The following is a 596-nucleotide window of genomic DNA, read 5'->3' as shown; positions in this document are numbered from 1 at the left end:
TCTATATGCTAATATAGATGATTTTAAAACAGCCACTTGGAATATGCAAGGCTCAAGTGCTAGTAGCGAGGCTAAATGGAGCATTAGTATAGCTCAAATGTTCTCTGGAGCAAATGGTATAGATGTCTTAGCCATTCAAGAAGCTGGCACCTTGCCTGCTACAGCCGAGCCAACTGGAAGGGAGTTTAGAGCATTTGGTACTAGTGTGGTTGTAACTGAACATGTATGGAATATAGGCACAAGATTAAGACCTGATCTAATCTTTATATACTATGCTAGGACAGATTTAGGTGGTAATAGAGTAAATTTAGCCCTAGCTAGTAGAAGACAAGCTGATGAAGTATTCTTACGACCACCTCCAACAACAGCTTCAAGACCAATGCTAGGAATTAGAATTAATAATGATGCATTCTTTAGTATTCATGCTTTAGCTAATGGCGGAGCTGATGCTTCAGCTATTGTGCATAATATAGATCTATTCTTTCAAAGTACCCCAACCCTAGCTAGCACTAATTGGATTATAATGGGGGATTTTAATAGAGAGCCAGTAGATTTACTTAGCACATTTGAGCTAGAGTTAAGACTTAGAACTAGGA

General features: G+C 38.6%; 1 protein-coding gene. It reads left to right on the top strand.

Annotated features, from left to right (window positions below):
• The coding region (locus CCAL9328_RS10690; protein ID WP_170000643.1) for a cytolethal distending toxin subunit B family protein at positions 1-596 on the top strand (596 nt) is incomplete at both ends.

It is taken from the genome of Campylobacter sp. RM9328 (assembly GCF_012978615.1).
Note: the sequence above shows the minus strand (reverse complement) of the source record. Positions and strands in the feature narration are given on the sequence as shown.